Origin of the sequence: Nocardia asiatica NBRC 100129, assembly GCF_000308415.1 — a bacterium.
GTDB lineage: Bacteria > Actinomycetota > Actinomycetes > Mycobacteriales > Mycobacteriaceae > Nocardia > Nocardia asiatica.
The window spans coordinates 1-25,388 of the sequence record NZ_BAFS01000008.1 but is presented as its reverse complement, the minus strand read 5'-3'; the positions used below and the strand labels follow the sequence as shown (position 1 = coordinate 25,388).

Here is a 25,388-nt window from a genome sequence, read left to right as displayed (position 1 = left end):
GCATTGCCCGTTCGCGGCCCGGCTCGCGTCCGAGCGGCCGCCGCGTCCGCGACGCAGTCGCCAGCGGCGCTCGCTCGGGACCTCAGTCCTGAGCGGCCGTGACTAGGCAGCAAGGCAGCAGCGCCAAAGGTTATGGCAGCGGTATCGCGCACCAAGGGAGTGCGATCACCGCCCAACGCGCCCAGCGCACCCCAACCCCAGGTTTCGAGCGAAGCGAGACCGAACATCCGCCGTTCGCGGCCCGGCTCGCGTCCGAGCGGCCGCCGCGTCCGCGACGCAGTCGCCAGCGGCGGCCGCTCGGACGCGAGCCACAAAGGGGCCGCGAACACGCCGCGCCGAAGGCGCGGCAAATCAAACACAGCGTCCCCAACGACCCAGTGTCTCGGCCTTGTGCTCGTCGAAGTACCCGCCCTCGATGCTGTGCCGGATGCGGTCGACCAAGCGGATGGTGAAGCGCTCGTTGTGGATGGTGCACAACGTGGCCGCGAGCATTTCCTTCGCCTTGAACAGGTGATGGATGTAGGCGCGTGTGTAGTTGGCGCAGGTGTAGCAGTCGCAGTTCTCGTCGATCGGGGTGAAGTCGCGCCGGAAGCGGCTGGTGTTGATGTTCCACCGGCCGGTGTCGGAGTAGATGGCGGCGTTGCGGGCGACCCGGGAGGGGTTCACGCAGTCGAAGGTGTCCGCGCCGTTCTCGATGGCGGTGAAGACGTCTTCCGGTTCGCTGATGCCCAGCATGTGCCGCGGCTTGTCCTCGGGCAGTTCGTCACAGCACCACCCGACGATGGCGCCCAGATTGTGCTTCTCCAGTGCGCCGCCGATGCCGTAACCGTCGAATTCGGTTCCCGCGCTTCCGCGAATCGATTCCAGCCCGCGACATGCCTTGCGCCGCAGATCCTCGTACTGCGCGCCTTGCACCACGGCGAACAGCGCCTGGTACGGGCGGTGCGTGCGGGCGGCGGTCAACCGCTCGTGCTCGTCGATGCAGCGCTGCGCCCACTCGTGTGTGCGCTGCACGGATCGTTCCTGGTAGGCCCGAGTGTTGAGCAGCGTGGTGAGTTCGTCGAACGCGAACATGATGTCGGCGCCGAGCTGGTGCTGGATGCCCATGGACACCTCGGGGGTGAACCGATGCGTGGAGCCGTCCAGGTGGGAGCGGAACGTGACCCCGTCGTCGTCCACGGTGGCCAGCCGTTCTTTGCCGGGTGCGATCACCTCGTCGCTGCGGACGTCGACCGCTTCCATCGCCAGCACCTTCTTGAAGCCGACGCCCAGCGACATCACCTGGAATCCGCCGCTGTCGGTGAAGGTGGGCCCCGCCCAGTTCATGAACGCGCCGAGCCCGCCTGCCTCGTCCACGATGTCGGCGCCCGGCTGCAGATAGAGGTGGTAGGCGTTGGCCAGCAGCGCCTGAGCGCCCAGATCCCGCATGGTTTCCGGCAGCACCGCCTTGACCGTCGCCTTGGTGCCCACCGGAACGAAGGCGGGCGTGGCGATCGACCCGTGCGGCGTGGCGATCACCCCGGATCGGCCGTGCCGCCCGTCCAAGCGCGCACCGACGGTGAAGGAAAAGGATTCGGGACCGGACACCCCGCTATCCTCGCAGTCCGCCGATCGCGGACGACACAAGGCCACCGATCCCGCGATCCCCGCGCACCCGCGACACACTGAGCCGACTCATCCCGATAACGCGTACACGGCAATCGCCAGCAGAACCCACGCGCGTGACAATCACCGGAACGAAGTCGCCCCCTCCCGCGACCCCACCGGCTCAGCCCCCGGCATCGACCGAAGCGAGACCGAACATGCCCGATGCGCGAACTCGGCTCGCGTGCGCACAGCCGCCGCACACACGCCGAAGAAGCAAGCGGCGGCCGCCAACGGCAAACCCACGCTCGCGTGATCACCACCTGACGCGCTCAGCGCACCTCAACTCCAAGTTTCGAGCGAAGCGAGACCGAACATCCGCCGTTCGCGGCCCGGCTCGCGTCCGAGCGGCCGCCGCGTCCGCGACGAAGTCGCCAGCGGTGGTCGCTCGGACGCGAGCCACCAGGGGGCCGCGAACACGCAGCGCCGCAGGCGCTGCAAATCAGACACAGTCGCGGCCAAATCACACAACCCCCGCGAACTGGGCGTTGTACAACCGGTAGTACGCCCCCCGTTCCGCGAGCAAGCGTTCGTGCGAGCCGTGTTCCACGATCCGTCCCGCTTCCATGACGACGATCAGGTCGGCGTCGCGGATGGTGGACAGGCGGTGGGCGATGACGAAGCTGGTCCGGTCGCGGCGCAGTGCGGCGGTGGCATGCTGCACCAGCAGCTCGGTGCGGGTGTCCACCGAGCTGGTCGCCTCGTCCAGGATGAGGATGGACGGCTGGGCGAGGAACGCGCGCGCGATGGTGATCAGCTGCTTCTCGCCCGCGCTGACGCCGGAGCCCTCCTCGTCGATGATCGTGTCGTAGCCGTCGGGCAGCGCGTGCACGAAACGGTCGACGTAGGCGGCGCGGGCCGCGGCGAGGATGTCCTTCTCGCTCGCGTTGGGGTTGCCGTAGGCGATGTTCTCCCGGATGGTGCCGCGGAACAACCAGGTGTCCTGCAGGACCATGCCGATGCGCGAGCGCAGGTAGTCGCGGGTCATCTCGGTGATGTCGACGCCGTCGACCGTGATCGTGCCCGCGTCCAGTTCGTAGAACCGCATGAGCAGGTTCACCAGGGTGGTCTTGCCCGCGCCGGTCGGGCCGACGATGGCGACCACGTGGCCGGGCTCGGCCACCAAGGAGAGTCGCTCGATCACCGGCTTGTCGGGTTCGTAGCGGAACGAGACGGCCTCGAACTCCACTCGGCCGCGGTCGACCGGGCGCGCGTCGGCCATCACCGGGTCCGGGCTCTGTTCCTCGGCGTCGAGGATCTCGAAGATCCGCTCGGCCGAGGCCACACCGGACTGCAGCAGGTTGGCCATCGCGCCGAGCTGGGTCAGCGGCTGACTGAACTGGCGGGAGTACTGGATGAACGCCTGCACGTCCCCGAGCGAGAGGCTGCCGGTGGCCACTTTGAGGCCGCCGACCAGCGCGACCAGCACGAAGTTCACGTTCCCGAGGAACATGACCGCAGGCATGATCAGGCCCGAGATGAACTGCGCTTGGAAGCTGGCCTGGTAGAGCCGCTCGTTGCGCTGGTCGAATTCCTTGCCGACCTCGCGGTTGCGGCCGAACGCGGTGACCACCTCGTGCCCGGTGAAGGCCTCCTCCACCTGGGCGTTGACCAGGCCGGTGTACTTCCACTGGTCGACGAAGTGCGGCTTGGACCGTTTCGCGATCTGCGCGGTGACCACGATGGCGGCGGGCACGGTGAGCAGCGCGATCACCGCGAGCACCCACGAGATCCAGAACATCATGACCAGGATGCCGAGCACCGAGAAGACCGAGATGAGCAGTTGGCTCATGGTCTGCTGCAGGCTCTGGGAGACGTTGTCCACGTCGTTGGTCACGCGGCTGAGCACGTCGCCGCGGGGCGCGGTGTCGAAATAGCGCAGCGGAAGCCGATGGATCTTGTCCTCGACGTCGCTGCGCAGCCGCTTCACCGTCCGATTGATCACGATGTTGAGCAGGTAGCCCTGTAACCATCCGAAGACGGCGGCGCCGATGTACAGCGCGAGCACCAGAGCGAGGACCCGGCCCACCGCACCGAAGTCCACACCGACACCGGGCACCACGTCCATGGCGCCGAGCATGTCGGCGAAGGTGTTGTCGCCTTCGGCACGCAGGGCGTCGATGGCTTGGTCCTTGGTCACACCGGGCGGCAGCTGTTTGCCGACCACGCCGTCGAAGACCAGATTGGTCGCCTTGCCGAGGATGTAGGGGCCGAGGGTGTTCAGCACCACCGAGACGATGACGAGCGCGACGATCAGCCCGACATAGAACCGCTCCGGCGCGAGCCTGCGCAACAACCTCTCGAGCGACGGCGCGAACGATTTCGCTTTGCTGTCCGGCGCTCCGGGGCTCGGCATTCCGGGTCTCATCGCGCCTCCTCGGCACTCAGTTGCGACTCGACGATCTCCCGGTACTCCCCGCAGTCGCGCATGAGCTGCTCGTGGGTGCCGACACCCGCCATCGCGCCGTCTTCGAGTACCACGATCTGATCCGCGTCCCGGATCGTGGCGATGCGCTGCGCGACGATGATGACCGAGGCGTCGGCGGTCTCCGGCTTCAGCGCCTCGCGCAGCCTGGCGTCGGTGGCGACGTCGAGCGCGGAGAACGAGTCGTCGAACAGGTAGACCCGCGGCCGCTTCACCAGCGCACGCGCGATGGCGAGCCGCTGACGCTGACCTCCGGACACGGTGGTGCCGCCTTGGGCGACGGGGGTCTGCAGACCCTGCGGCATCTCGCGGACGAAATCGGCGGCCTGCGCGATCTCCAGCGCATGCCACAGCTCATCGTCGGTGGCCTGCGGATTGCCGTAGCGCAGATTGCTCGCGATCGTGCCGGAGAAGAGGTACGCCTTCTGCGGGACCAGCCCGATCTGCGCGCGCAGCACCTCGAGGTCGATGTGGCGGACGTCCGTACCGCCGAGGTAGACCGCGCCGTCGGTGACGTCCATCAGCCGTGGGATGAGGTTGACCAGCGTGGTCTTGCCCGCGCCCGTGGAGCCGACGATCGCGGTGGTGGTGCCGGGGCGGGCCTGGAACCGGATGGCCTTCAGCACCGGTTTCTCCGCGCCGGGGAAGGCGAATTCGGCGAACTGGACGTCCACGACAGCCGGGTCGTCGGTGAACGGCTGCGGCAGACGTGGCGGGTGGACCGAGGACTCGGTGTCGAGCACCTCGCCGATCCGGTCGGCGGACACCGCGGCGCGCGGCGCCATCATGGCCAGGAACGAGGCCATCATCACGGCCATCAGGATCTGCATGATGTAGGACAGCAGCGCGGTGAGCGAACCGATCTGCATGTGCCCGGCGTCGATCGCGCGGCCGCCGAACCAGATCACTGCCACCGCGGTGACATTGCTGATCAGCATCACGGTCGGGAACATCAGCGCCATCAACCGGCCGACGCGCAGCGCGGTGTCGGTGAGTTCGGTGTTGGCCAGGCCGAACCGCCAGGTCTCCTGCCGTTCCCGCACGAAAGCCCGGACCACGCGAATACCGGTGATCTGCTCGCGCAGCACCCTGTTCACCTCGTCGATCCTGGCCTGCATGTCGCGGAAGCCGGGCACCATCCGGGAGATCAGCACGCCCATCGAAAGCCCGAGCGCGGGCACCGCGATCAGCAGCAGCCAGGACAGGCCGAGGTCCTCGCGCAACGCCATGATGATCCCGCCCACGCACATGATCGGCGCCATCACCAGGATGGTCGCCGACATCACGATGAGCAGCTGGACCTGCTGAATGTCGTTGGTATTGCGGGTGATCAGCGAGGGCGCGCCGAACATCCCCACTTCGCGCGCGGAGAACGTGCCGACGCGGTGCAGCAGCGCGCCGCGCAGATCGCGCCCCGCGCCCATGGCCGCTTGGGCGCCGAGATAGACCGAGGCCGCCGACGCGACGATCTGCACACCCGTCACCACCAGCATCCACAAGCCAGTGGTCCAGATGTAGCCGAGATCACCCTTGGTGACGCCGTTGTCGATCAGGTCCGCGTTCAGGCTCGGCAGATACAGCATCGCGATGACGGAGATCAGCTGAAGCACAACGACCCCCGCCAGTTGGGCGCGGTAAGGCTGGAGATGCGTGCGAAGCAGTCTGGTCAGCATGATGAATCGCAGGCTACCGGCTGTCGGCGTGACACGTCGTGGGGTTTCTTGACCTGCATTTATGCCTCCCGTCGGGGGTGCGCGGAGCTAGCGGCGCGCCCAGGCGCCGGGGTCCTCGGTGAGCGCGTCGACGAATCCGGGCAGCTGGTCGCTCGCGATGTCGGCGATGGTGACGTTCTCCAGCACCGCACGGATATTGACCCGCAGCGCGATCCACACCCGCTGCAACGGCTCGGCCGCGCCGGGATAGCGGACGTCTTCCGGGCGCGCGCCGCGCACCGAGGCGAGCGGTCCCTCGATCGCGCGGATCACGTCGGCGATGGATATCTCGGCGGCGGGCCTGGCCAGCCAGTAGCCGCCGTCCGGACCGCGCCTGCTGATCAGCAGATCGGCCCGGCGCAGTTCGCCCAGTACGGACTCGAGCACTTTGGGTGGGATCCGCTGGGCGGTGGCGATCGCTTCGGCCTTCACCACGGGAGCTGCGCGCACGAGAGGCGCGCCGAGCCCGGCCACGGACTCGTCCAGCCGCGGCGCACCGGCGATCTCGAGCAGCGTCCGCACCGCGTAATCGACCTTCGCGGTGATGTGCACAGCGGTGACTCCTGGCGTCGAGGTGGGATCAGTCGAATCTACGCGGCGCCGCCGCCTGCCAGCACGCAGGTCGCGGCGTCCAGCAGTGACGATTCCACCAGCGCGTCGTCCGCGCCAGGCACGAGTTCCTTGGACACCAGCGCCACGCCGATCACCTCGAGCGCGGCGCAGGCGCGCAACCGCGCCTCCTCGGTGGCGTCCGGACCGGCCAGCCATTCGCGCAGCGCATTGCTGGCGTTCATCAGATCCGGATAACGGTCGGCCATGATGTTGACGATCGCCACGGTGTCGCGCACGACCAGCGCTCCGGCGTCGCGGTGGTGGATCAGGCCGCGCAGATACCTGCGCAGCACTTGGCGGATGTTCTCGGCGTCGTGTGGCACCTGGTCGAGGCCGACCACGACCGAACGCATGTGATCGACGATCGGGTCGATGATCGCCAATAGCAGATCGAGCTTCGACGCGTAGTGATAGTAGAGCGACGCCTTTGTGATTCCTACCGCATCCGCGACCTCGCGCAGGCTGGTCTGCTCGAATCCTTTCGCCCCGAACAGCTTCACCGCGGCGTCCCGAATCGCGATTTTAGTGCCTCCACCTGCGGCGACAGCGCCGGGTGCGTCACGCACAGCCATTCGATGATCCTCTCATCACCTTCGCATCGAGCGAAGGTCGCCTGCAGAATAGAGGTTGTACCTCCGCTTAGCTCCTGGGTAGTCTACCTACCGCACGGTAGGCAGAAAGCGTCAGTGGAGGCGGAGGCAGGCAGGGCACCCCCGCGAGTGCTGTCTACACGCAGAACCAGCACGGTCCCAGTCATCGCTAGGAGTAACCACTCGTGTCCGTTTATCTGTACAGATGGGGGAAGTTCGCCTTCCGCCGGAAGTGGATAGTGCTTCCCGTCTGGCTCGTCTTGTTCGTGCTCCTCGGTGGCTTGGGCGCGCAGCTCAGCAAGCCGATGACCGACGACTTCAGCTTGCCGAACCTGCCCTCCGAACGCGCCAACGAAATCCTCGACAAGCACTTCCCCGGCGCGTCCGCCGCGTTCAAATTCGACGCGGTCACCGGCACCTACGTCGCGCGCTCGCCCGAGGGGCAGAAGCTGACCGACCCGGCCAACCGTGCGGCTCTGGACGCGTTCATCGCCAAGCTCGGCCAGCTCGACATCGTCGATCACAGCAAGCCGGTCGTCGATCCGATCGAAGCCGCCGAGCAGATGGGCTGCCTGGCCGACCCCGACCCGGCGCAGTGCAGCGGCGCCCCGCTGAACGTGCTCAGCAAGACCGCCCCGGAGACCGTGGCGGTGATCAACGTCCCGTTCACGATCAAGACGTTCTCCGATGTGACCGACGAGGATCGCGCGGCGGCCTACGACGTCGCCGCCGACGCGCGCAACGCCGGGCTCACGGTCGAGATGAGCGGGTCGATCGCGCAGAAACAGGAAGGCCCCAGCGGCAAGTCCGAGATGATCGGCATGGCCGTCGCGCTGGTCGTGATGATCGTCGCGTTCGGCGCGCTCATCGCCGCGTTCGTGCCCATCGTCACCGCGATCGTCGGCCTCGGCGCGGCCACCTCGCTGATCATGGTCGGTACCTCGGTGATCGAGGTGCCCAGCTTCACCACGTTCCTCGCCTCGATGATCGGCATCGCGTTGTCCATCGACTACGCGCTGTTCATCGTGTCCAGGTACAAGCACGAACTGGCGGTGCAGGACTCGCCGGAAGAAGCCGCGGGCAGCGCGCTCGGCACCGCGGGCTCCGCGGTGGTGTTCGCCGGCCTGACGGTCATCATCGCCCTCGCTGGCCTGAGCGTCGTCGGCGTGAAGTTCATGACATTCATGGGGCTGGGCGGCGCGATCGCCGCCGCGTTCGCGGTGCTCACCGCGATCACCCTGATGCCGGCGCTGCTCGGCGCGTTCGGCCGCTTCCTGTTCAAGCCGAAGCTGCCCTTGGTGGCCAAGCACGACCCCGAGGACGACAACTCGGTCACCAACGGCATGCGCTTCGGCAGGCTGATCGGCAAGGCGCCGTGGGCCGCTCTCGTCCTGAGCGTCGTGGTGCTCGGCGCGCTGGCCGCCCCGGCGGCCGGTCTGAATCTCGGTCTGCCCGGCGAGGACAGCATGCCGAAGACCTCCACCGTCCGCAAAGCCTACGAGCTGCGCACCGAGGGCTTCGGCGAAGGCAGCAACGGCATTCTGAACGTGGCCGTCGACCTGACCGGCGTCCCCGCCGAGAACCGGGACGCGGCGGTCGAGGCTCTGCGCACCAAGCTCGCGTCCTACCCGGGCATGGACTACGTGACCGCCCCGCAGTGGAGCGAGGACAAGGCGGGCGCGCTGCTGGACGGCGTCCCGAAGTCGGGCCCGAACAACCAGGCCACCAAGGACCTGGTGCAGGACGCCCGGGAGGCCGAGGGCGCGCTGCAGGCCGAGTACGGCATCGAGTACGGCGTCACCGGTACCACGGCGATCTACGCCGACATCGACCACGTGCTGCTCAGCAAGATCGTGCCGTACCTGGCGATCGTGGCAGGCGCCGCGTTCGTCCTGCTGATCCTGGTGTTCCGGTCGATCCTGGTGCCGCTCACCGCGGCGCTCGGGTTCCTGCTGTCAATGGCCGCCACCTTCGGCGCGACGGTGCTGATCTTCCAGGAGGGCGCGCTGGGCCTGATCGAGGATCCGCATCCGCTGGTCAGCTTCCTGCCGATCATGCTGATCGGTCTGGTGTTCGGTCTGGCGATGGACTACCAGGTGTTCCTGGTGACCCGGATGCGCGAGGAGTTCGTCCACGGCAAGTCGCCGACGGAGGCGGTGGTCGCCGGTTACCACCACGGCGCACGCGTCGTGACCGCGGCGGCGATCATCATGATCTCGGTGTTCGGCTCCTTCCTGATGGAAACCGACGTGACGGCCAAGTCCATGGGCTTCGCGCTGGCGGTCGGCGTGCTGCTGGACGCGTTCGTGGTCCGGATGGTGCTGATCCCGTCGCTGCTGGTGCTGATGGGCAAGTGGGCGTGGTGGATGCCGAAGTGGCTCGATCGCATCCTGCCCGACATCGACGTCGAGGGCGCGAAGCTGCGTGAGCTGCAGCAGCGTTCGGTCCAGCTGTCGAAGGAGCCGGTCGGCGTCAGCTGATCCGCGCACAGTGACTCGGCCTCGCACCCGGAACCAGGGTGCGGGGCCGAGTGCTTTCACTGGCTCGGTTGTGGCATGTCGCAGGCGCCCACCTTGGGATTCACGCCGACGTAGTTGAGCGGCCCCGCGAGCGCGGTGAGGCCGATCGTGCCCCAACCGGCACAGTTGATCGGGGGGCCGCTGTCGAAATAGTGCCGCTGCCCGGCCGCCAGCAATCCGATCGCCAGCCAGGCCATCAGCAGGAACCCGAACAGCCGAGAGCCGGCGCCAGGGGCGCGCCTGGCACGCGCACGAGATTCGTAATCACGCATCGCATCGGTTCCTTCCGTGCTCCCCCGTCCGCGGGAGATACCCGGCTTCCCCGCGGTTATCCCACCGGACCGGGCAGACCGAACAGGTCGCCCGGCCGGGCGCACGAAGAACGGACGGCCGGGTGGCGCACATACCCGGCCGTCCGTCGTCACCCGCCTCTATTTACGGGCTCGGTTGCGGGACATTGCAATCCGCGATCTTCGGGTTCACGCCCATGTAGTTGAGCGGGCCCGAGATCACCGTGACCACGATGGTGCCGAAACCGGCGCAGTTGACCGGTCCGCTGTCGAAATAGTGGCGTTGTGCTGCGGCGATCACGCCGATCAGCAACCAGATCAAGACGATTACACTTCCGATTCTCATGTTTCTCTCGCGCATCGTTCCCGCGCGGATTGTCCGACGGCGCATCTGGCATCGCGTCCTTCCCGCACTTTCCGTATCGGGCGTATACCCCGGATCGGGCGGGTTACCCGCGGCGAAACAGAGCATTTTCGAATCCGCTGCTAGCGTCGGGTCATGGCATCGGTGCTGCAATGGTCGATCCCCGGCTGGGTGATCCTGCTCGTGCTGGTGGCGGTCTACGAGCTGACCGTGAACAAGCGCCGCAGACGCCGCCGCACCCCGATCTCCGGCACGTTCACCGACGAGTTCACCGCGCTGTTCTACCCCACCAAGCGCATGGAGCTGGATCACCGCGAATCGGTGTCCATGCTGCGGGACGAGCAGGACCAGGGCGCGCCGCCGCTGGTCGGCCTCGACTTGGAGCGCCGCACGGTGGTGCTGCGCCAGGACCCGCGCCGGTAGCGATCTACGCTGCGCGCCCGCGATCCTCGGCGAAGGCGGCGCGGCTCCGCCAGAATGGGCCCATGGGTGGGTCGATGAATGAGAAATGGCAGCGCTTCGGCGAGCACCTCGAATCCGCGCCCGGACGGCTGTCGAGTGCGGTCCGCCGCGCCCTGCGAGCCGGAGCCGCCGGGACGTCCGACTCGGACGGCGACGTCCCGCCCGAACTCGCCGCCTTCGCCGAGCTGGTGGCCGAGCGGTCCTACCGGGTCACCGAGGACCGGATCGCGGCGCTGCGGGCGGCCGGGCACACCGACGACGAGATCTTCGAGGCGACCGCGCTCGCCGCCTACGGCGCGGCCGACCGGCGCCTGCGCGCCGCGCGCCTGGCATGGGAGGGGCACTGAAATGTGGCTCGAAGCAGTCCGATCCGGGCACGACCGGCCGACCAGGTTCGTGTTGTGGACCATGCGCCGCTTCAGCGGCGTCGAGGTCCCCGCCGTGCTCAAAGTGCTGTTCTACCGGCATCGGTTCTTCGGCTCGCCGCTGTCGCAGCTGATCCAGGACGCCATGCGCGGACCGTCGTACTGGACCGTGGCCGAACGCGAGATCTTCGCGACGCACACCTCCCAGGCCAACGAGTGCCCGTTCTGCGCCACCTCACACGAGGCGATCGCGGGCGCGTACGTCCACGCCGACGTGGTGACGCGCGCGCTGGCCGACGGCGTGGACTCCCCGCTGCGTCCCGAAGCGCGCGTCATGCTGGGATTCCTCGCGAAAATGGCCCGGGATCCAGGCGGATTGACGCCCGAGGACGCCGCGCTGGTCCGGCTGGCGGGCGTCTCCCGGGAGGCGTTCGACGAGGCGGTCTGGGTGGGCACCTGCTTCAACGTGATCAACCGGATGATGAACACCGTCGGAGCCGGCCCGCTGGAGGGCAGACAGCGCAGCGTGGGCGCTCGCTTCATCAAACTCGCCGGATACCGCATGCCGCCGCCGGTCACCTTGTTCTCCCGCGGCGTCTGATTCCATTTCGATCTATCCGCTCGCTTGCCGGGTGGATCTGTGTTCTCCTCGAATGGTGAGCCAAGTCCACTTGGGGCACATTTTTCACATCGCCGGAAGTCCCGCTGCCGGCGATGCGGCCGAGGCGTTGGTCGAGGCACCGGACGGTGCTCTGATAATCGGCGACGACGGCCGCGTCGCATACTGTGGTGCGAGATCCGATATCCCGGCCGAATACCGTGACGAAGCAGTATTCGATCATCGTCCCGGATTCCTGCTGCCCGGTTTCGTGGACACGCATGTCCATTTCCCGCAGACCTTCGCCGGGGACGCCTACGGCGGCGGCCAACTGCTGGAATGGCTGGAATTGTGCATCTATCCCGCGGAATCCCGCTATGCCGAGCCGGAATTCGCGCGACTGGCGGCGGCCGAATTCTGTGCGCGCCGCATCGCGGCGGGCACCACGGCGGCGATGGTCTTCGGCTCGGCGTTTCCGGACGCGCAAGACGCGCTGTTCACCGAGACCCGGCGGCGTGGTCTGCGGATGGTCAGCGGGCGCGGCATCCAGACCACGGGAGAGTGTTCGGCAGCGCCCCTGGTCACCAGCGAGGACGACGCCATCCGCCTGACGAGCGAAGAGATCGGCAAATGGCATGCCGCCGACACCGGTGACGTGGATACGGCGCTGCTGCACGTGGCGATCGTGCCGCGCTTTTCCCTGGCGGTGACCCGCCGGACCTTGAAAGAACTCGGTGAGCTCTACGATTCGGTGCGCGAGCGCGGAGTTTATTTCCACAGTCACCTGAACGAGAACAACCGTCCCGGCACCGGCGAGGTCGACGCCACCAAGCAGGCGTACGGCGTGACCAGCTATCTCGACACCTACGACGGCAAGTTCCTGCCCGGCTCGGCCATGGGCGGCAAGAGCCTGCTCGGCAGGCGCAGCATCCTCGCGCACTGCGTGCACTGCCAGGACGCCGAACTGCGGCGGATGGCCGAAACCGGCACGTCGGTCGCGCACTGCCCGGTCTCGCAGCAGTTCCTGGGCTCCGGCACCATGCCGTGGCAGCGAACACTCGCTTCCGGAGTCACGGTAGCGGCGGGCACCGATTACGGCGGCGGCGACGAATGGCTGATTCCGCAGGTGCTGTCGGCCGCGTTCAAAGTGCACATCTCCGAGCCGGGTGCGGACGGCGTCTCGCTGCATCCGGCGGAAATGCTGTTCACCGGAACGCTGGCCGGTGCGCGCGCCTTGGACATGGAGAATCGGTTCGGGAATTTCGATGTCGGCAAGGAAGCCGATTTTCTCGTCGTCGAACCGGCGCGCGTTCCGGCGCTGGAAAGCACTCTGGCACAAGGCTTTCGGTCCGAAGACGCCGCGCTGGCCCGGGATCAGACGCTGTTCGCGCTGCTGATGGGCATGCGCGAACCGGCGATCGCCGAGGTGTACGTGCAGGGCCGTCGCATCGACGTCCGCTGACGCCGGCGATGAACGCCACCGCCACCGCCGTCACGGTCTTTCACCGGCCTGCGAACGACGCGGCTTTCCACGCCTGGTTGGCGCAGTTGACCGAAATAGCGCGAACCAAGCGCGGATTCGCGCATTCCTCGATCGCGGTGACCGAGGACGCGCTACTGGAACCGGGATTCAGCGTCACCTTTCGCTCCGAACCCTCGCTGCACGAATTCCTGGACTCGGCCGAACGCGCGGAAGCGTTGTCCGCGGGCGAATCGCTCGGCTTCCGCCGCAAGAGTTCTGATCTGGTCATCATCGAAGGCGAACTCCCGCCGCCCGGTATCGGCGTGTTCCGGCATCACGTCGCGCGCGACAAGGAGGCCGAATTCACCGCCGCGGAGGCGCGATTGGTCGCGGCGAGTTCGCGGTTCCCGGGATTCGAGGGCGCCGCGCTTTTTCCGTCCCAGGGCGCACGCTGGTTCTCGGTGCTCCGATTCCGTACGGGACGGCAGTTGGCGGACTGGATGCGCTCGGAAGAACGCGCCGCCGCGCTGCCGGAACTGCGCTCGAAACTCATCGAGGACTTCACCGTGGACGCGCACACCACGCCGTTCGGCTCCACGGTGCGAACGGTCGGCGGCCGGACCAGGATGACGCCGACCTGGAAGACCGCCATGCTGGTGCTGCTGGTGCTGTATCCGACGGTGATGGTGCTGTCGCGCTTCCTCGGGCCGGTGCTGGACCGGCTGGGCGCGCAACCGTGGCTGGCGCTGTGGCTGAGCCAGATCGTCAGCGTGGGCCTGATGAGCTATTTCCTGTCACCCGCGGTCGCGCGCCGGTTCCGCCGGTGGCTCGATCCGATCGACGGCGCGGGTCGGCGGACAAGCGTCGCCGGGGCAGCGGTGGTCGTCGCGTTCTACGCGCTGACGCTGCTGCTGTTCGCGTCGGTGCGATGGTTGCAGTACTGGGACTACGACTGAATTCAGGACAGATCGAGGTGCCGGTTCATCGACTTCGCCGCCTCGGCCAGTTCGGGCAGCTCGAGCACCGTCACTCTGGCCTGCCGAAGTTTCTCCACACCGACGCAATTCACGACGAACGTGGACGGCTCACGCCAAGCGATCACCACGACCGGGATTCCGGCCCGCAATACCCGATCGGTGCACGGCAGTCGGCCTTTCGTCCCGCGCTCCGAACAGGGCTCCAGCGTGCTGTAGAGCGTGGCCCGCGCCAGCCGCGGATCGTCCGGGTCGAGCTTGCCGAGCGCGGCCTCCTCCGCATGCTCCTTGGGATCGGACTCCCGCGAGTACCCCGTCGCGATCTCCGCGCCGTCGGCGACGATCACCGCGCCCACCGAGAACGCGCCCTCGGCCACCGGGCACAACCGCGCGAGCTCGATCGCCCGGTTCATCCAGTAGTGATGGTCGGGCTCGGTCATCGGGTCGACCTCCTTCGACTGGTGGCGCATATGCAGAGAAAAGCCCCTCACCTGCGCTGACAGGTAAGGGGCTGGAGCGGTGGCGGAGGGATTTGAACCCTCGGAGGGGGGTTACCCCTCACACGCTTTCGAGGCGTGCTCCTTAGGCCGCTCGGACACGCCACCGCCGACAACCATACCGGACCTTCGCCGGATCGCTAAATCGCCAGAGGACCTGCGCGAACACCGGCTCAGCGCTGGGTTCGGAAGAACGTGTCGAGCAAGGCCGCGCATTCGGCCTCGAGCACGCCGCCGCGGACCTGGGGGCGGTGATTGAGCCGACGGTCGCGGACCACGTCCCACAGCGACCCGACCGCACCGGTCTTCGGCTCCCACGCCCCGAAGACCAGACGGCCGACCCGCGCGAGCACCAGCGCGCCCGCGCACATCGTGCACGGCTCCAGCGTGACGGCCAAGGTCGCGCCCTCCAGTCGCCACCCGTCGCCGTGCACCGCGGCGGCACGGCGCAGCGCCAGGATCTCCGCGTGCGCGGTCGGATCGCCGAGCGCTTCGCGCGCGTTCGCGGCGCGTGCGAGTTCTCGGCCCGAGGAGTCGAATACAACCGCGCCGACCGGCACGTCCCGCACCCCGGCGGCCGCCGCGGCGTCTAGGGCGACGCGCACCATGTCGGCGTCCGACGGAATCGGGGCGTTCGGTAGGACGGCCACGTCAGCGCGGCAGCTTGTCCAGCACCGCGGAAAGCTCGTTGGCGAAGCCGAGACGCTGGGCGATCATGCCGAGCTGCTCGTCCGGGTAGAGGTCGGTCTCGGCGAGGATGACGCTCAGCACCGGTTCGGGCAGACCGAGGTCGGCGAGCACGCCGAGGTCGCCCTCCTCCCACGGCTCGACGTCGTCCAGCTCGTCCGGGTCGATGTCGGGGATCTCCACGTTCAGGGCTTCCAGGACGTCGGCGGCGATGTCGTAATCGATCGCGGCCGTGGCGTCCGACACCAGCATCCGGGTCCCGCTCGGCGCGGGCCGGAGCACGATGAAGAACTCGTCGTCGATGTCGAGCAATCCGAACACCGCTCCGGAGCTGCGCAAAGCCTTCAGTTCGTTTTCCGCGGCGGACAAATCGGTGAGCGCGTCCCGGCTCAGCGGACTGCACCGCCATTTGCCTTCTTCGCGGACAACCGCCACTGCGAACCCTTCCACGTCGTCGTAATCGTCCGACGCCGCCCTGTTCGTGCCCGAGCGCTGTGCTGCCATGGCCGCAACGGTAGTCTGCTCGAGCTGAAATGTTGAAGTCGTATGCCAATCTGTTCCGGTGACTTCGGCGAAGAAAGCACCCGTATGCGTCCTCGGCACCGGTTTGATCGGTGGGTCGCTGCTGCGCGCGGCCATCGCCGCAGGCTATGACGCGTGGGGGTACAACCGGTCCGCGGCGGGGGCGCAGGCCGCTCGCACCGACGGATTCGACGTCACCGAAGACCTCCCCGGCGCGCTGCGCCGCGCCGCGCAGACCGACGCGCTGGTCGTCGTCGCGGTGCCGATGCCCGCGGTCGACCCCCTGCTCTCCGCGATCGCGACCTACGCGCCGCGGTGCCCGCTCACCGATGTGGTGAGCGTGAAGGAGCCGGTCGCGGCGGCCGTACGCGATCACGGTCTCGCCGACCGGTACGTCGGCGGTCATCCGATGGCGGGCACGGCCGAATCCGGCTGGGCGGCCACCGATCCCGCGCTGTTCCGCGAGGCGGTGTGGGCGGTCGGCGTGGACGAGGGCGCCCGGGTGGACCCGTGGACCCGGGTGGTGCGGCTGGCGCTGGACTGCGGCTCGGTGGTCGTACCGGTGGCGGCGGCCGAGCACGATCGCGCCGTCGCCCGCATCTCGCACCTTCCGCACATGCTCGCCGAAGCACTCGCGCTGGCGGGCGCCGTGGGGGGTGATCTCGCGCTCGGTCTCGCGGCCGGGTCGTTCCGGGACGGCACCCGGGTCGCGGGCACCGCGCCCGATCTGGTGCGCGCGATCTGCGAACCGAATTCCACCGCGCTGCTGGAAGTTCTGGACGAAACACTCACCGTGCTCGGCGCGGCTCGCGACAGTCTGCGCGCCGAGCGGACACTCGCGGATCTGGTCGAGGCCGGGCACGACGCGCGACGGCGTTACGAATCGGCGCGGCGCTGGGAGATCACGGATGTCCGCCCGGGCGAGCGCGATTGGCTGGAGAACTTGCGGGCGGCCGGTGCGCGCGGCGGCGTCATCACCCGTCTGAGCTGAACTCGCACCGCCGCCGACTCGGCGTCATCGCAGGTCCGCTTCCGAATGTCAGCCGTAGCAGTGCGTGCGCGCACCGGCCCATCGCCGAGGCGTGGACTGGACGATGCGGCCCTCCGCGCGTCACCCTCGACGCGACAGCGCCGTACCGCGGATGACAGCCTCGAACCGTTGCCGGTGACGTCGCGTCAGATCCGTTCCGCCAGGCCCGGGTAGTCCAGCAGGAAGCCGTCGGCGTCCACCGTGACCGTGGCGCTGGAGACCGGCGACAGCACGCTGATGCCGTCGGCGGCGCTGCTGTAGATCAGCGTGGCCTCCTGGACCAGCAGGGCGGGCAGGCGCACGTAGACCACCGGGACCTGAACGTCCTCGACGGCGTGCTGCAAGTCGTAGCGGCGGATGGGCAGGGTGTTGAAGAACGGGCTGAGCACCACGTCCACGTCGAGGGCGCCGGCGAAGGTGGAGCGCACGTGATTGCCGCCCGCGTCGACGAGCCAGTAGTTCTCCTCGTCGCGGGCGATCGAGGCGTGCCGTTCACCGGCGGCCGTCGTGGTCCGCAACGAGAGCCGCTTCGTCGCGCCGTTCTCGTCGGTGACCAGGTCGTAGGACGCGCTGAACGCCGGGTGCTCCGCGCTCGCGCCGCCGATCATGCGCCCGGCGGCGCGGATGCGGTTGCCGTTGAGCTGCACCCGCACCGACTCCATCCGCGTCGCGTCGTGGGCGCGCCAGGTGAGGATCGCCGGCCACCGGGATTCCTGCGGACTCGCGGCGGGGCTCTCGGGGTCGGGGGCTGGGGTCGTCACGTATCTACCGTAAGCGACGCCCAGCCCCGGCCCGCACAACCGCCGCCCATCACACGAGCGACTGCCGCCATGCCGCGTGCAGGTCGGCGAACCGGCCGGTTCCCGCGATCAGGGCTTCCGGAGAGCCGTCCTCGACGATCCGGCCGGACTCCAGCACCAGCACCCGGTCCGCGATCGCCACCGTGGACAAGCGGTGCGCGATGATCACCGCCGTGCGGCCGCGCAGCACGGTCTCCAGCGCCCGCTGTACCAGCCGCTCGCTGGGAATGTCCAGGCTGGAGGTGGCCTCGTCCAGCACGATCACGGCGGGATCGGCCAGGAACACCCGCGCGAACGCGACCAGCTGCCGCTGGCCGGCCGACAGCCTGCCGCCGCGCTTGCGCACGTCGGTGGCGAAGCCTTCGGGCAGCGCCCGCACGAAGTCGTACAGACCGACGGCGCGCGCCGCGGCGAAAACCTCCTCGTCGGTGGCTTCCGGCCTGCCCAACCGGATGTTGTCGGCCACCGAACCGGAGAACAGGTAGGACTCCTGGGTGACCATGACCACGTTGCGGCGCAGGTCGGCGTCGGACAGGTCGCGCAGGTCGACGCCGTCCAGGGTGACCACGCCGCCGGAGGGGTCGTAGAACCGCGTCAGCAGCTTCGCCAGCGTCGATTTGCCCGCACCGGTCGCGCCCACCAGCGCGATCACCTGTCCCGCCGGGATCTCCAGGGTGAACTCCGGCAGCACCGGCCGGGTCCGGCGATCGGGCGTGCCGGAGGTTCCCGCGTCGCTGGACGGCGCCGGCTGGGCATCCTGCGCGGCCGGATCGCGCGCGGAATCCCCGGCGGACCGACCCGCCTCATCGCCGACGGAGGGACCACCGGAGTCACCGGTACCGGAATCAGCCGAGGGCGCGCTCGCGTAGCCGAACCACACCCGCTCCATCCGCACCGCGCCGGACGCCTTCTCCAGCGACACCGGCTCGGCGGGCTCGGGCACCGAAGGCTGCTCTTCGAGCACGCCGGAGATCTTCTCCAGCGCCGCCGCCGCGGACTGGTAGGCGTTGAACACCTGCGCCAGTTGGTCCAGCGGTCCATAGAACTCGTTGAGGTACAGCAGGTAGGCCGCGAGCACGCCGACCGCGAGATCGCCCTCGATCACCCGCCACGCTCCGACCACGATGATGATCAACGTGGTCAGGTTGCCGAGCAATTTGGTCAGGCCCGCGTAGTCACCCATGCCGCGCATGGCCGCGGTGGTCGCGCGACGGTATTCGGCGTCCTCGGTCGCGAGCACCGACTCGTTGCGCCGCTCACGGCGGAACGCCTGCACCGCGCGCATGCCGCCCATCGACTCCACGAACTGCACGACCACCTTGGCGATCGCGGCGCGAGTGCGGCGGTAGCCCGCTCGCTGCCTGCGCTGCGCCCAGCGGGTGACCAGCACCAGCGGGACGAATCCGGCCAGCACGATCGCGGCGAGCGCCTGGTCGAGGTAGATCAGCAGCGCCGCGATGGTGAGCACCGACAGGATCGCGCTCAGCGCCTGGTTGAGCGCGCTTTCCAGCAATTCCTGCAACGTCTCGATATCGCCGGTGAGCCGCGCCACCACCTTGCCCGAGGTGTACTTCTCGTGAAAGGCGACGCTGAGCCGCTGCACATGCGTGAACGCCCGCACGCGCAGGTCGAACAGCACGCTCTGGCTGAGCCTGCCGGACACCCGCAGGAAGGAGAACGTGCAGACCACCCCGAGCAGGACCGAGCCGAGGTAACCGGCCACACTCCAGGTCAACGGTGCCCAGTTTCCCGCCACGCCGCGCGCGATGCCGGTGTCCAGCGCGTGCGCGACGAACAGCGGCGCCGACACCATGGCGACGTTGTCCAGCACGATGAGCACCAGCGCGAGCCCGGCGAGCTTGCGGTAGGGCTTCACCAGGTCGAGCAGCAGCCGCCGGGAACGTCCGGCCAGCACCAGGTTTCCGGTCTGGGTGACCTCTTTGTCCTCGCCCGCGATGCCGCGCCAGTCCGCCGCCTTTTCCGTAGGTGTCGCGACAGCCTCCGGCGCGTCGTCTTCCGGGACAGTGGTCGGGGTGGTCATCGCTACTCACCTCCCATCAGTTCGCGGTAGCTCTTGCTGGTACGCAGCAGTTGATCGTGGGTTCCCTCGGCGACGATCCGGCCGTCGGCCAGCACCGCCACCCGGTCGGCCAGCGCCGCCGTGGACGGACGATGCGCGACCAGCAGCGTCGTCGCGTCGGCCAGCACGGTGCGCAGGCGAGCCTGCACCCGCTCCTCGGTCTCCACATCCAGCGCGGACAACGGATCGTCGAGCACCATGATCCGGCCGCGCTCGCCCCCGCTCGCGCCGGTGAGCACCGCGCGAGCCAGCGCGAGGCGCTGCCGCTGGCCACCGGACAGGCTCAGGCCCTGCTCGCCGATCCTGGTGTCCAAGCCCCACGGCAGCTCGTCCACGAACTCGGTGGCCTGCGCGACCTCCAGCGCGCGCCGCACGTCGGCGTCCGTGGCGGCCGGATCGCCGAGCGCGACGTTCTCCCGCACGCTCGCGGAGAACAGCACCGGGTCCTCGAACGCGGTCGACACCAGCGAGCGCAGGTCGGCGACCCGCATCGCCGCGATGTCGATGCCGTCGACGGTGATCGCGCCACCGGTCACGTCGTACAGGCGCGGGATCAGGTTCAGCAGAGCCGTCTTGCCGCTGCCCGTGGCTCCGACCAGCGCCACTGTCTCGCCGGGCCGCACCCGCAGCGACACATCGCGCAGCACTTCGCTTTCCGCGTCCGGGAAGGCGAAACGCACCCCCTCCAAACGCAATTCGCCCCGCATTTGCTCCGGCAGGTCCACCGGGTCGGGCGGGTCGGTGATGTCGACGGGGGTGTCGATGATCTCCCAGTACCGATCGGCCGCGGTGCGCGCGTCGTTCAGTTCGGCGAGCAGGAAGCCGGTCCAGATGATCGGCCACTGCAGGAAGGTCGCCAGCGTGATGCCCGCGATCAAGGTGCCGAGCGTCATCGTGCCGTGCGCCACCGCGTAGCCGCCGTAGCCGAGGGCGAACGCGATGGCCAGTTGCGGCAGGCTCACCATGCTCGACCACAGCGTGGCGTCCAGGCGCGCTTTCAGCAGTTCGGTCTGCCGCAGCTCGTGCGCCTGCGCGGTGAAACGGCGGCCGAAGAACACGCCGCGCCCGAACGCTTTGAGCACCCGCACGCCCTGCGCCGACTCCTCGGCCGTGGTGGCCAGGTCACCGGACTGGTCCTGCGAACGCCGGGAGGCCACCGCGTACCGGCGCTCGAAGCGGATGCAGATGATCACCAGCGGGATCGAGACGACCGCGAAGATCAGGCCGATCGGCGGGTTCAGCCCGATCAGCACGATCAGGCCGACCGGGATGATCACCATGTGGATGAGCAGGAACGGTCCCGCGAAGGAGACGAACCGGCGCATGGTGGCCAGGTCGTCGATCGCGCGCGACAGCAGCTGTCCCGACTCCCAGGCGTCGTGCCTACCGATCGACAGCGCCTGCAACTTGTGAAAGATTGTGGCGCGCAACGCTATCTCGAAGCTCGTGGCGGGCGCGGCGATCAGCCAGCGGCGGCCCCACACCCCGCCGGCCTCCAGCAGGCCGAGCGCCAGGACAACGGCCACCGGCCCCAGCACGCCCGCGAAATCGCGGTGGGCGACCGGGCCGTCGATGATCCGCGCGATCATCAGCGGGAGGACGACGGCCGTCAGCCCGGCGAGCAGAGCGAGTCCGCTGGCGGCAAGCAGGATTCCGACATGCGGTCGCAGATACGGCCAGAATCGGCGTAGGGAATGCAGGCGGCCCGTGGCGGCGGGCCGCTCCGCTCTGTCGGCCTCCGGTTCGGCCGATGAAACGTCCAGTGCGACAGACAAAACTCCCCCTCGAGGTACGTGACTGGCGGCGGAGAGCGAGACCCCTGGTGATGTTCGCATCGGGGTCCGACATTCCAGGGTCGCACCGCAGCGTGCGTCGACCAACCGATTTTTCGGCGGCGCGAACGCGTCCATGCTGGGCAGTGCGCTCGGCGCGGTAACGGGTTCGGCACTCACGCACCCAGCCAACAACCTGAAGCGACCTCGAGGTCAAGCCGCGCGGCTCCGGACTCGCCTAGCCGACCACCACGGTCTCGGACTCCCACTCCTGCGGCGCGTCCGGGAAGTCCTGCTGCTGGTGGCCGCCGCGCAGCGTGCCCTCCAGATACGCCGCCCGGCACGCCCGGCGGGCGATCTTGCCGCTGGACGTGCGCGGAATCGAACCGGCGGGCACCAGCAGCACGTCACGGACCGTGACGCCGTGGCGCTGCGCGATCGCGGCCCGCACCAGATCGGCCACCGCCTCCGATTCGAGTTTTCCGGCGCCGGTGTTGCGCTCGGCGACGATCACCAACTGCTCCGAGGTGTCCTCGGCGTCGAACGCCAGGCCCGAGCGGCTGCCCTGTTCGAAGACGAGCGCGGGCAGTTCGTTGGCGGGCACCGAGAACGCCGCGACGAAGCCGGGCCGCAGCGCCGTGCTGGATTCCTGGGCGGAGAACTCGAGATCCTGCGGATAGTGATTGCGACCGTCGACGATGACCAGATCCTTGACCCGGCCGGTGATGTACAGCTCGCCGTCGAGATAGGCGCCGAAATCGCCGGTGCGCATCCAGTTGGCATCCTGCGGCGTGCCCTCCGCGTGGCTGCCCTCGGGCAGGCGAGCGGCCAGTTCGGCACGGAAAGTGGCTTCGGTCTCCTCGGGACGACCCCAGTAACCGATGCCCATGTTCGCGCCGTGCAGCCAGATCTCGCCGACTTCGCCGTCGGCCCGCTCCGTACCGTGCTCCGGGTCGACGATGACCGCCCACTGCGACAGCGCGACGTACCCGCAGGACACCTGGGCGATGGCGTTGTCGGCGTCCGCGGCGACCTCGACCATCCGCCCCGCGTTCAGCTCGGTCCGGTCGACGTAGACCACTTTCGCCTTGTCCTGCGCCCGGGTGGCCGAGACGAACACCGTGGCCTCGGCCATGCCGTAGCAGGGCTTGATCGCCGTCTCCGGCAGCCCGTACGGCGCGAACGCCTCGTTGAACTTCTTCATCGACGACACCGAGACCGGTTCGCTGCCGTTGATCAGCCCGATCACGTTGGAGAGGTCCAATTCCTCCCCCGGCTTGGGCTTGCCCCGCGCCGCGGCGTGCTCGAACGCGAAGTTCGGCGCCGCGGCGAAGGTCCCTGCGCCGTCCGAGGCGGCGGCGAGTTCCTTGATCCAGCGGTAGGGACGGCGCACGAACGCGCTCGGCGACATGATGGTGATGAACCCGCCGCCGACGGTCGGCAGGATCACGCAGAGCAGGCCCATGTCGTGGAACAGCGGCAGCCAGGTGACCCCGCGGGAATGCTCGGTGACGCCGATGGCGTCGATCATCTGCAGCAGATTCGTGCCCACGGCGCGATGGGTGATCGCCACGCCCGCGGGTGTCCGGGTGGACCCCGAGGTGTACTGCAGGTAGGCGATGCTGTCGATGTTGATGTCCGGGCGCGTCCAGGAGGCGCCGACGCTGTCCGGGATCGCCTCCACCGCGATGATCCGCGGACGCTGCGGCGGCGGCAGATGGCGGAAGAATTTGCGCACGCCACCGGCCGCGGAGCCCACCGTGAGGATCGCGACGGGGGTGCAGTCGCCCAGCACCGCGTGCAGCCGGTCGGTGTGGCCGTGCTCCTCCGGATCGAACAGCGGAACCGCGATATTGCCGGCGTACACCGCGGCGAACAGCGAGACGACGTAGTCGAGCCCTTGCGGAGCGAGGATCGCCACCCGGTCGCCCGGCCGCGTGACCTGTTGCAGCCGGGCCGCCACCGCGCGCAGGCGCACACCGAACTGCCGCCAGGTCAGTTCGTGGTATTCGCCGTCCCGTTCCCGGGAATAGTCGATGAAGCGGTAGGCGAGGTCGTCGCCGTTCTCCAGGCTGTGCTTGTCGACGAAGTCGATCAGGGTCTTGTCCCCGCGGATCTCGATATTGCCCTGATCATCCAGATAGTCGTCGAAGGTTTCGTCGATCATCGCCTTATCCTTTTCCAGCGCACAGACAGTCAGGCCGTGCAATGACACCGAACACAGGTCGATAACGAAGCGTCGGGAAGGCTAGCAGGTGTCCCGGTCACCTGGCGGTCAATAGCGGCCGAAGGCGAGCGCCACATTGTGCCCGCCGAATCCGAAAGAGTTGTTCAGGGCGTAATCGATACGGCCGGGCCGGGAACCGCCGCGCACCACATCCAATTCGATCTCGGGATCCAGCTTGTCCAGATTCAGCGTGGGCGGCACGATCTCATCCCGCACGGTGAGCACCGTGAGCACGGATTCGAGCGCACCGACCGCGCCGATGGAATGGCCGAGAGCCGATTTGGGCGCGTAGACCGACGGGTGGTCGCCCACCGCTTGACGGATCGCCCGCGCCTCCGCCGTGTCGCCGATCGGGGTGGCGGTCGCGTGCGCGTTGACGTGCGTGACATCGCCCTCGGCCAGCCCGGCCGTCCGCATCGCCCGCGTCATCGCGCGCGCGGCGCCGGTGCCCTCGGGGTCCGGCGCGACCAAGTGGAAGCCGTCGGAGGTGATGCCCGCGCCCATCAGCCGGGCGTGGATGGTCGCGCCGCGCGCCTTGGCGTGCTCCTCGGTCTCCAGCACCATCAGCGCGCCCGCCTCACCGAAGACGAAGCCGTCGCGGTCGGCGTCGAACGGGCGTGAGGCGCACTTCGGCGCGTCGTTGCGGGTGCTCATGGCGCGCATCATGGTGAACGCCGCGATCGCCAGGGCCTGGATGGAACCCTCCACGCCACCGGTGACCACCATGTCGGCGTCGCCCATGACGATCATCCGCCACGCGTTGGCGATCGCCTCCGCACCGGATGAACAGGCCGACACCGGCGTGGTCACCCCGGCGCGCGCATTGAGTTCCACCGCGACGCAGGCCGCGGCGCCGTTCGGCATCACGGCCTGGACGGTGTACGGCGAGACCTTGCGGTAGCCCCCGTTGTGCAGCTTGTCCCGGGCGTGGATCATCGCCTCGGCGCCGCCGAGGCCCGTGCCGACGGAGACTCCCAGACGGTGCTTGTCCACCTCGGGGCTGCCCGCGTTGCGCCAGACCTCACGTCCGAGCACGAGGGCCAGTTGCTCCACGTAGGAGAGCCCGCGGGCCTCCGCCACGTCCAGATACGTAGCGGGCGGGACCTTCAGATGCCCGCCGATGCGGACCGGCAGCTCGAATTCCTCGATGAAATCGTCTTCCAGGACGTCGATGCCGCTGTCGCCGTTGAGCAGGCCTTTCCACGTGGAATCCACGTCACCCGCGATGGACGTGGTCGCCGCGAGGCTGGTCACCACGACAGAGGGGAACTGTCCGTTTTTCGTGGAAGGCATCTGCATGTTTCGCTCACTTTCCCTAGCGTCGCTCTGGAAACTTCGTCGAGCAAAAGCAACGCGCGAGCGCCACCCGGAACGGTGGGCGGCCCGCACGGATGGCACTGGAGCGCAGGCAAAACGGCCGGTCATCACGTCCGTGTGCGACCACCCCTGTGCATTATTGGAAACGCGCACCGATCGCACTGCGTGACACGCGGACGGTACCAGGTGCCGGAGACGATGGCCGCCTACTTGGGGGATCGCCCCGGACGACTCGAGTAACCTGCTCCCCGGGCACGGGACGCGCGGGCGGCGTCCGGTGTGGACGCGAGAAAGGGAAGGTGTTGACGGGCGCGCGGATGGTCGGGCTGTTCGCCGGGATCGGCGGACTCGAGCTCGGCCTCGGCAGGCACGGCTGGCACACCGAACTGCTGTGCGAGGTCGAGCCCGGCGCCCAAGGCGTGCTCGCCGCCCGTTTTCC

22 protein-coding genes, 1 tRNA gene and 1 pseudogene are annotated in these 25,388 nt (G+C 68.5%); 8 read left to right on the top strand and 16 right to left on the bottom strand.

Translation table 11 applies throughout. The features are described 5' to 3' along the window. Positions 1 to 351: 351 nt before the first annotated feature. The 5 genes from tgt to ON27_RS01330 form a co-directional block, all read right to left on the bottom strand. The gene (gene tgt / locus ON27_RS01350; RefSeq protein ID WP_043718106.1) at positions 352 to 1,587 is read right to left on the bottom strand and encodes a tRNA guanosine(34) transglycosylase Tgt; all 1,236 of its coding nucleotides are present in this window, start codon (positions 1,585 to 1,587) and stop codon (positions 352 to 354) included. A gap of 520 nt (positions 1,588 to 2,107) precedes the next feature. Further along, positions 2,108 to 4,012 carry an ABC transporter ATP-binding protein gene (locus ON27_RS01345; protein ID WP_043718105.1) on the bottom strand — a complete coding sequence of 635 codons (1,905 nt, stop codon included), beginning with the start codon at positions 4,010 to 4,012 and terminating at the stop codon, positions 2,108 to 2,110. Next, positions 4,009 to 5,742, bottom strand: coding sequence for an ABC transporter ATP-binding protein (locus ON27_RS01340; protein WP_043718103.1), 1,734 nt, complete (start codon positions 5,740 to 5,742; stop codon positions 4,009 to 4,011). Before ON27_RS01340 ends, ON27_RS01345 begins: the two co-directional genes overlap by 4 nt. An 87-nt stretch (positions 5,743 to 5,829) precedes the next feature. After that, a complete protein-coding gene (locus ON27_RS01335) occupies positions 5,830 to 6,333 on the bottom strand; it encodes an RrF2 family transcriptional regulator (protein ID WP_043718099.1) in 504 nt (167 codons plus the stop codon). A 38-nt stretch (positions 6,334 to 6,371) separates the two neighbouring features. After that, the gene (locus ON27_RS01330) at positions 6,372 to 6,965 is read right to left on the bottom strand and encodes a TetR/AcrR family transcriptional regulator (RefSeq protein ID WP_043718097.1); all 594 of its coding nucleotides are present in this window, start codon (positions 6,963 to 6,965) and stop codon (positions 6,372 to 6,374) included. 203 nt (positions 6,966 to 7,168) lie between these two features. Here ON27_RS01330 and ON27_RS01325 point away from each other — a divergent pair, with 203 nt between their 5' ends. Continuing rightward, positions 7,169 to 9,463 carry an MMPL family transporter gene (locus ON27_RS01325; protein WP_043718095.1) on the top strand — a complete coding sequence of 765 codons (2,295 nt, stop codon included), beginning with the start codon at positions 7,169 to 7,171 and terminating at the stop codon, positions 9,461 to 9,463. 56 nt (positions 9,464 to 9,519) lie between these two features. On the opposite strand, the gene ON27_RS01320 is transcribed toward ON27_RS01325, so the two are convergent. After that, complete coding sequence (locus ON27_RS01320) at positions 9,520 to 9,774, bottom strand: hypothetical protein (RefSeq protein WP_245559742.1); 255 nt, start codon at positions 9,772 to 9,774, stop codon at positions 9,520 to 9,522. A gap of 163 nt (positions 9,775 to 9,937) precedes the next feature. Then, positions 9,938 to 10,138, bottom strand: a complete 201-nt coding sequence (locus tag ON27_RS01315; protein WP_043718092.1) for a hypothetical protein — start codon at positions 10,136 to 10,138, stop codon at positions 9,938 to 9,940. Positions 10,139 to 10,291: 153 nt separating this feature from the next. Between ON27_RS01315 and ON27_RS01310 the strand changes: the two genes are divergently transcribed. The 5 genes from ON27_RS01310 to ON27_RS01290 all read left to right on the top strand — a co-directional run bounded on the left by ON27_RS01310 (position 10,292) and on the right by ON27_RS01290 (position 13,999). Then, positions 10,292 to 10,579 carry a DUF6191 domain-containing protein gene (locus ON27_RS01310; protein WP_043718090.1) on the top strand — a complete coding sequence of 96 codons (288 nt, stop codon included), beginning with the start codon at positions 10,292 to 10,294 and terminating at the stop codon, positions 10,577 to 10,579. A 74-nt stretch (positions 10,580 to 10,653) separates the two neighbouring features. After that, entirely contained in the window at positions 10,654 to 10,965 is a 312-nt protein-coding gene (locus tag ON27_RS01305) for a carboxymuconolactone decarboxylase family protein (protein WP_051046115.1), read from the top strand. Position 10,966: 1 nt separating this feature from the next. Then, the gene (locus tag ON27_RS01300) at positions 10,967 to 11,584 is read left to right on the top strand and encodes a carboxymuconolactone decarboxylase family protein (protein ID WP_043718087.1); all 618 of its coding nucleotides are present in this window, start codon (positions 10,967 to 10,969) and stop codon (positions 11,582 to 11,584) included. A 52-nt stretch (positions 11,585 to 11,636) separates the two neighbouring features. After that, on the top strand, positions 11,637 to 13,043 hold the full coding sequence (locus ON27_RS01295) for an amidohydrolase family protein (protein ID WP_043718084.1): 1,407 nt from the start codon (positions 11,637 to 11,639) through the stop codon (positions 13,041 to 13,043). 8 nt (positions 13,044 to 13,051) lie between these two features. Next, positions 13,052 to 13,999 carry an antibiotic biosynthesis monooxygenase gene (locus tag ON27_RS01290; RefSeq protein ID WP_043718081.1) on the top strand — a complete coding sequence of 316 codons (948 nt, stop codon included), beginning with the start codon at positions 13,052 to 13,054 and terminating at the stop codon, positions 13,997 to 13,999. A 2-nt stretch (positions 14,000 to 14,001) separates the two neighbouring features. Here the strand turns inward: ON27_RS01290 and ON27_RS01285 are convergent, their stop codons facing one another. The 4 genes from ON27_RS01285 to ON27_RS01270 all read right to left on the bottom strand — a co-directional run bounded on the left by ON27_RS01285 (position 14,002) and on the right by ON27_RS01270 (position 15,705). Continuing rightward, the gene (locus ON27_RS01285; RefSeq protein WP_043718113.1) at positions 14,002 to 14,457 is read right to left on the bottom strand and encodes a deaminase; all 456 of its coding nucleotides are present in this window, start codon (positions 14,455 to 14,457) and stop codon (positions 14,002 to 14,004) included. A 77-nt stretch (positions 14,458 to 14,534) separates the two neighbouring features. Continuing rightward, positions 14,535 to 14,622: transfer RNA gene (locus ON27_RS01280), tRNA-Ser, on the bottom strand. 65 nt (positions 14,623 to 14,687) lie between these two features. Further along, positions 14,688 to 15,122, bottom strand: a complete 435-nt coding sequence (locus ON27_RS01275; protein ID WP_043718111.1) for a nucleoside deaminase — start codon at positions 15,120 to 15,122, stop codon at positions 14,688 to 14,690. 43 nt (positions 15,123 to 15,165) lie between these two features. Then, positions 15,166 to 15,705: a tRNA adenosine deaminase-associated protein gene (locus ON27_RS01270; RefSeq protein ID WP_043718077.1), complete on the bottom strand. Its 540-nt coding sequence runs from the start codon at positions 15,703 to 15,705 to the stop codon at positions 15,166 to 15,168. A gap of 58 nt (positions 15,706 to 15,763) precedes the next feature. Here ON27_RS01270 and ON27_RS01265 point away from each other — a divergent pair, with 58 nt between their 5' ends. Further along, positions 15,764 to 16,714: a prephenate dehydrogenase gene (locus tag ON27_RS01265; protein WP_043718074.1), complete on the top strand. Its 951-nt coding sequence runs from the start codon at positions 15,764 to 15,766 to the stop codon at positions 16,712 to 16,714. 185 nt (positions 16,715 to 16,899) lie between these two features. On the opposite strand, the gene ON27_RS01260 is transcribed toward ON27_RS01265, so the two are convergent. The 5 genes from ON27_RS01260 to ON27_RS01240 form a co-directional block, all read right to left on the bottom strand. Next, positions 16,900 to 17,514, bottom strand: coding sequence for a putative glycolipid-binding domain-containing protein (locus ON27_RS01260; protein ID WP_083887321.1), 615 nt, complete (start codon positions 17,512 to 17,514; stop codon positions 16,900 to 16,902). A gap of 49 nt (positions 17,515 to 17,563) precedes the next feature. After that, positions 17,564 to 19,594, bottom strand: a complete 2,031-nt coding sequence (locus ON27_RS01255) for an ABC transporter ATP-binding protein (RefSeq protein ID WP_043718070.1) — start codon at positions 19,592 to 19,594, stop codon at positions 17,564 to 17,566. Between the two features lie 2 nt (positions 19,595 to 19,596). Next, on the bottom strand, positions 19,597 to 21,408 hold the full coding sequence (locus ON27_RS01250) for an ABC transporter ATP-binding protein (protein ID WP_043718068.1): 1,812 nt from the start codon (positions 21,406 to 21,408) through the stop codon (positions 19,597 to 19,599). A 235-nt stretch (positions 21,409 to 21,643) separates the two neighbouring features. After that, positions 21,644 to 23,569: a long-chain-fatty-acid--AMP ligase FadD32 gene (gene fadD32 / locus ON27_RS01245; RefSeq protein ID WP_086007411.1), complete on the bottom strand. Its 1,926-nt coding sequence runs from the start codon at positions 23,567 to 23,569 to the stop codon at positions 21,644 to 21,646. Between the two features lie 111 nt (positions 23,570 to 23,680). After that, on the bottom strand, positions 23,681 to 24,931 hold the full coding sequence (locus ON27_RS01240; protein ID WP_043718064.1) for a KasA/KasB family beta-ketoacyl-ACP synthase: 1,251 nt from the start codon (positions 24,929 to 24,931) through the stop codon (positions 23,681 to 23,683). Positions 24,932 to 25,266: 335 nt separating this feature from the next. On the opposite strand from ON27_RS01240, the pseudogene ON27_RS44570 reads away from it, so the two are divergent. Then, a pseudogene (locus tag ON27_RS44570) lies at positions 25,267 to 25,388 on the top strand (DNA (cytosine-5-)-methyltransferase); the annotation flags it as partial.